General features: G+C 34.8%; 2 protein-coding genes and 3 pseudogenes. 2 read left to right on the top strand and 3 right to left on the bottom strand.

Annotated features, from left to right (window positions below; translation table 11 throughout):
- A pseudogene (locus HMPREF3119_RS13470) lies at positions 1-469 on the top strand (hypothetical protein); the annotation flags it as partial.
- Positions 470-605: 136 nt separating this feature from the next.
- Here the strand turns inward: HMPREF3119_RS13470 and HMPREF3119_RS13465 are convergent.
- The gene (locus tag HMPREF3119_RS13465; RefSeq protein WP_064483846.1) at positions 606-1448 is read right to left on the bottom strand and encodes a hypothetical protein; all 843 of its coding nucleotides are present in this window, start codon (positions 1446-1448) and stop codon (positions 606-608) included.
- Positions 1449-1650: 202 nt separating this feature from the next.
- Here HMPREF3119_RS13465 and HMPREF3119_RS18855 point away from each other — a divergent pair.
- Positions 1651-1818 (top strand): annotated as a pseudogene (locus HMPREF3119_RS18855) (NADP-dependent isocitrate dehydrogenase); the annotation flags it as partial.
- 339 nt (positions 1819-2157) lie between these two features.
- On the opposite strand, the gene HMPREF3119_RS13460 reads toward HMPREF3119_RS18855, so the two are convergent.
- On the bottom strand, positions 2158-5409 hold the full coding sequence (locus HMPREF3119_RS13460) for a hypothetical protein (RefSeq protein ID WP_062771453.1): 3252 nt from the start codon (positions 5407-5409) through the stop codon (positions 2158-2160).
- Between the two features lie 55 nt (positions 5410-5464).
- Positions 5465-5800 (bottom strand): annotated as a pseudogene (locus tag HMPREF3119_RS13455) (tyrosine-type recombinase/integrase); the annotation flags it as partial.
- Between the last annotated feature and the right edge of the window lie 140 nt (positions 5801-5940).

Genomic DNA, 5940 nt, shown 5'->3' with positions numbered 1-5940 from the left:
CGGATATTATAAAAAATCGTCGCCAATCGTTCAGATTTACCCTGATGGCCATTACGAGACCAATGATGAATCTGAAGGGGCAGAAGTTTTCCGTACCGGCACCGGCCAGTATCACATCACCGGTATACTCGGTTATAACTCAGATGGTGCATGGGGCGTAAACGGTGGTATCTCAGTACCGAAAGACAATAACGGCCTTGAGTTGGTTTATATAGATGACAGGGTGCAGAGTGACGGCAGCCTGATTATTGAAACCTGTCACCGTCAGCATGCGCATTTGCCGGAACGTTTCCAGAACTGGCGGCTGAAAGAAGTCACCCCGGAAGGTGAGCGCATCTTCTACCAGGACGGTGAGTCGTGTGACCTGCCGGAATCAACCCATCTCGATGTTCGTGTCGAAATGCCACAAGGCTCTGTGTGGAATGTGAAGCAGCGTGAACTGATGGCAAAAATAAAGTTACGCGTGTAAATATCAGACGCGGGTATTAGTTTTTTGTACTGGCTTATCTGATATTATGTCTGTTATATAGTAGCTACACATATATAGATTATCAAGGTGATAATATGTCATCCAGCAATTTCCGATATGTCTAGATGTTTCTATATTATTCTATATTATAATCATAGTGCCCATGAATTTTTTTTAATTTAGGTAGTTGTATATAAAGGCCTTTTGTTATGGATAGTGCTTTGAAATGAATATCACCGTTATGTGTGTATTTTTTCACTTTCAGTGAGTTATTGTTACCAAAGTATAATCTATAGAAGTTATTCTGTATGGGGTATTTTTTGACTAGCTTTCCATTAAAGTAGATATTTACTATATATAGACGTTTTATTTTTTTTACATCACAAGTGTATTCCTCATGAGGAAGGTGAGCTTTAATGTCTATTTTATGAGTTTGGGAAGGGTCTCTGTATCGGAATTTTGTATTGTAAGTTGTTTTTGAATTATGTAGTTGTATTAACATTTTTTGTTTGTTAGCATATATTGGGATATATTTTATATCTTCATTATCTAGAATGAGTGTGATATGTGATTTTTTATTAATGGTAAATTGTATTTTTAATTTATCTATATATCCTTCAACTCTAAGGTTGCCAGAACTAGTAAATATAGAGTTGATGACAATGACTGGCTCCCAGCATCCATCACTGATTTTTTCTTTATTAATTACTCGTTCTTCTTTTGATTTTTTTTCAAAGCATGGGTGGATGGGCCAAGGTGGGCCCAGAGAATCAAATAATACTTTCGAACCAAAAGCATTTGCATAGAAAAAAACACGTTTACTACAAGTTCTGCAGCTAACATTTGGTATTGTATATGATTTTTTTGTATCAAAAATAATTCGGTCATCAATGTTAAAATTAATGTTTTTCGTATCGTTGTCTATTTTTGATATTTTGATAGGTACATTTTTTCCATTTATTTTTCTGAATATTATCATGTAATTATCACTTGTAAGTGTTTTTATATCTTAGGGATAGATTATATCATAACTCTAACTAATTAATATTGTAATTAGTTATCAAAATTTAAATAAAATTAAAAGAAATCAAGGTAGGAATTCACGATACTTCACCGGTGATTTGTAGCATTTTTTTGTTTATTTTTATTTAAAATCATATGGTTATTGCGACAATTTCAATCTAATGCTGCGCCACATGGGCTGGTTTGAAGCCGCTGACTTAATCGTTAAAGGAATGGAAGGGGCCATCGCTGCCAAGACCGTCACTTACGATTTCGAACATCTGATGGAAGGCGCTAAGCTCCTGAAATTCTCAGAGTTTGGTGATGCAATCATCAAACACATGTAATTAAGTTTACAGTGAAATAGTTAACGGGAACTGATTAGTTCCCGTTTTTTATTGTTCAGTCTGAAACGGTTATCAAAAAGTTTGCAAAATGATTTAGCAAAACGGTATGAAATTTGTACAGGTTGTAGGTGGTTTGAGGTTGAGATGTGCGGGTAAGGAGAGGGTCGCTTTGAGCGAAAAGCGGAAGTTCAGAATGTATACTTACTTCGATGCTTGTTAAGCAATGGGGAGTAGGTCAGCAATTTATTGTGAAAGCAATAACACTAATAGTATTAGTGAAGAGGCTAAAGATTTGTTTAGAATCCGCCCCCTTAAGAGGCGGTATTCTTGGCAAACATTTTATTTACTGTTTATCAATTGCAATAATGGGATCTCAGCTACATCATTAGGAATATAGGGGTCATCTTCTTTTAAATTAACCCCAATACAATCAACATCATTTAACCCAATTTCCCAAGCCCACCTAACATCTAACGTACTCATTTCTATCCCTAAACTATCTCTTTGTGGATGCTCAGGAACAATATTTTTTAACATCGCATCACATCCAAGATAGAATTTTCCACAGGCCTGATACGCAGTAAGAAATCTTTCTAGATTGACATTGCTATCAGGAGTCATCGTATTAATTCTACTGATCATTGTCATTCTTTTAGTTAATGGGGTTGTCATCATATTTTCAGATATTAGTACTCTATAATGAGTTGGGTTTTTAACTGAGATGCCCTTGACAATACAAACCCGTAATCTGGCTTTACTATCTACCAAGCCTACTGATGATATAAGATCTTTAAAAATATCCTCACCTATATCGGGGTGTTTAAATAATAGATATAACCCTGGATAACACGATTTTAATTGAGCGAAACCTACTCCTTGCCAGCGTGTTCTATCCCATAGACGAGGTTTGATTAGACTTTGTATGGAATAATCTTTATGTGTTATATTTTCGAAATTAAGTTCCTCTTCAGGCATTCTTCCTTTACCGGGTGTTGGAGCTTTTATATCCTCGATCTCCAACACTTTCGAAAATTCACTATCCCAGGATTTATCTCTTAAAAGAGGGTAAGTTTTCTTTTCAGAACTGGCGGAATAAATTTTCTTAATTTGTTGATCAATATCATTACCAAGAACATTTTCAATAGATTTGATACAGGCACCAAAACTAATTGCTCTGTCGAATGCAGCATCTTCGAAGATCATTTTTTCAATGTATTCTGTATTTTTTATAAAAAATAACTCGGGGAGAAGATTGAACACTAATTCTTTGAATTTATTAGTGATTTTTTGTTGTACCTCGATTCTAAAATCACTTACATCAAAACCAGCGCAATTTATTGTAAGATTTAGTTTTCCACTATTGCTATTTATTTCATGTGATAAGGATAAGTCATCATCGTCATCTGCTATTACTTCAATAATTAAAAATGCTTCTTTAAGATAGATGTTGTCAATCGTACAGGTTGCAAAAGCACCCTCTAAAAGTGATAAGACATTAGTTGAAAACTCTATAAATGGTGACCGATTCGGAAAGTTAATTTCTATAGTGCATCCAAAAATAAAAGATGTATGTACTCCTCGTTTGTCATGGTTATCTTTTATGCCCTTACTATTAAATCCTGTATCAAAGTCACGTATTTTTTGCAAGAAATCATTATGATCTTTATCGGCAGTAACTCCGTACTCACGTTCAAAATCTTCAATATAACCTAAAGCATATTTAAGACATCCCGATGATACAAAAAGGCCTAATCTATCGAGCTCATCGGGGATATTACTCTGTCGATTTATTCCCTTTAGGTCAGTGTTCAAAATGAGTTGACTTATGTAAAAATCGACTTGCTGATTTTCTTTATCGCCGAACGAGCTATCACTGATATTCTCGTTAATTATTAAAAACAGTTCATACCATAAAAGAGCATGTGCTAATTTCCCTAGTTTTATTTCTGTTAGACATAAATTATAATAAATTTCAGCCTGCTTTAAAGATATCTCATCATACTTCCAGAAGTTATCTGTAATCAAAGAAGCGGATAGAAGCAAGCATGAACGTGAACTCCATAGTAATCCAATGGATTCGTAAGCATAAGCAATAGCTTTTAATGCTAATATAAATTTATCTCGTGATTCCTCTTTATAGAGTGGAATAAAAGATTTTCCTAAATACTTGATTGCCTGATAAGGGTGACCATTTTGAAGCCTCTTTATACCTCTTCGCAGATTTAATAATGCCCCTTTAACTTCACCACCTCTAACAGCAGATTGCTCAGTCATATAGTCTAATAAATTTTCATATGCATCTACATCGAAAAAAATGTCATCTAGTTCGTTCAAAAGTTGGAAGTTTTTCTCAAACGGATAGCCTATTAAATTCCCGCTATTTTTAAAAATTTCATGTAACTCTTCAAATACAACCGAAGCATCTTCTACATCTGAAAACGTTGTCAGTTTATAAATGGCTTTGTGAGTTCTCGCTGTGAGCGCATTACTGGGACGTGAATCATCGTTAGCTATCTCATCTAGTTTGGCGAGCATGTTACGTTCAATATTCTCAATGTCGATTGTAGATGTTGCGTTGTTAAGTCTAATATAACTTTTATGAACGGTTACTAAATTTAAAACTTTTTCCCATTTTGAGGAATTAGTTGATGATGCTATACTTTCATACGCTAATTGAAGATTTTCTTCGAAGAGATTAAAATCTTCCATCCAAAAATGGGATTTCCAGGCGTATTGATAATACGCATCTAGCAATTGTTGATTAGTCCCGAATTTTTTTGAGATTTTTATAGCTCTTTCAAATAGACCTTGTGTTTCAATTAGTGGTTTCTCAAGTTCAGCGCTTAACTCTGCAATTTCTAAAAATATATCCACTTGTTCATATGAAATTTCAGCAGGGTTTATTTTCTCTCTAATATACTCGGTTAATTCTTCATATTTTTTATGTTTCTTATAATCATTTTCTCCAAAAATAACTTCTCTTTTATATTGCGTTGGAACTGACAATGAATCAATGACCAATTGCTCAAAATGATTTTTGTAAATTTGATCTAATAGCCAATTAATATCTAATATACGGACATCTATTCCAGTTTTTGTTTTTAGTGTATCCTCAACCTCTGAACGAATATTGGACTTTGCAGATTGATTCGTTACGCAAAATACTTTAGTATACCCACGCTCTGTTTCTTTTATCTTAAGTACATCTTCATGACATTTTTTCTTCCAGTCTTTACGTGTACTTACCGCAAAGGCCCAACGTTCTTTATTTGATGCTTCATTAACACCTTCGAACCAAAGGAGCTTATTCTGTTCCGAAACAGGGTATGTTTGTGTGTCAGTTTTACCATCCCCCCCTGCTACAGGACCAGTCTGTTCAAGGAGATTAGGGCAAATTATTTTTTCACATATTTTTTTTGCAAAATCCTCGAATTGTAATTCTTGATTTCTTGTATTTAGCGTAGAGAGGAAGTGTTCCAGTACAACTCTATCTAAAGTACCAGTCTCTCTGATTGTTGAATCAGAAAACTTTTCAGGGCGACGGCGCCTTAAAAATTCTTTAGATGAAAATTTGGTTTTCTGTACATTCATGATTGTGACGCTCCTCTTGCTATCGACAATAAACCTTTGTATGCATCAACTAGATTTATTGTTCATACTGCTTTTTTTGAAGAAAAAATTGCGGAAGTTTATTTCTAGACAAGCTATCTATGTAATCACTATACCACTGCATCATCTGTTGTCTCCCTTCCAAATACTGTGCATGATTGTAAGCCCCGTGAATAGCGTTCTGATCCACATGTGCAAGCTGTGTTTCGATCCATGCAGAGTTGAATCCTTCTTCGTGCAGAATGGTACTCAATGTGTGACGAAAACCATTCCCCGTCAGCCTTCCTTTTTATCCTAATAGCTCAATTACCTGATTAATGCTTTCCTTTGAGATCGGCTTAGTACGATCATTACGTCCAATGAATGCGATCGGAGATATGCACCTAATCTTATAACATCGTGTTTTCTATGTCCGTTTCTGGCACAAACCTGACTTATGACCTAGAAAACAGATATACGAGTTCAACTATGTATCAATAAAACATTATATCAACACTCTTATCCAATCTTTGC

This window comes from Morganella sp. HMSC11D09, from assembly GCF_001807955.1.
GTDB classification, from domain to species: domain Bacteria; phylum Pseudomonadota; class Gammaproteobacteria; order Enterobacterales; family Enterobacteriaceae; genus Morganella; species Morganella morganii.
This window is presented reverse-complemented; position numbering and strand designations above follow the sequence as displayed.

Coding starts and splice junctions, on each gene's coding strand:
- HMPREF3119_RS13460 (WP_062771453.1), bottom strand. CDS start 5,409: ATGAATGTACAGAAAACCAAATTTTCATCTAAAGAATTTTTAAGGCGC.
- HMPREF3119_RS13465 (WP_064483846.1), bottom strand. CDS start 1,448: ATGATAATATTCAGAAAAATAAATGGAAAAAATGTACCTATCAAAATA.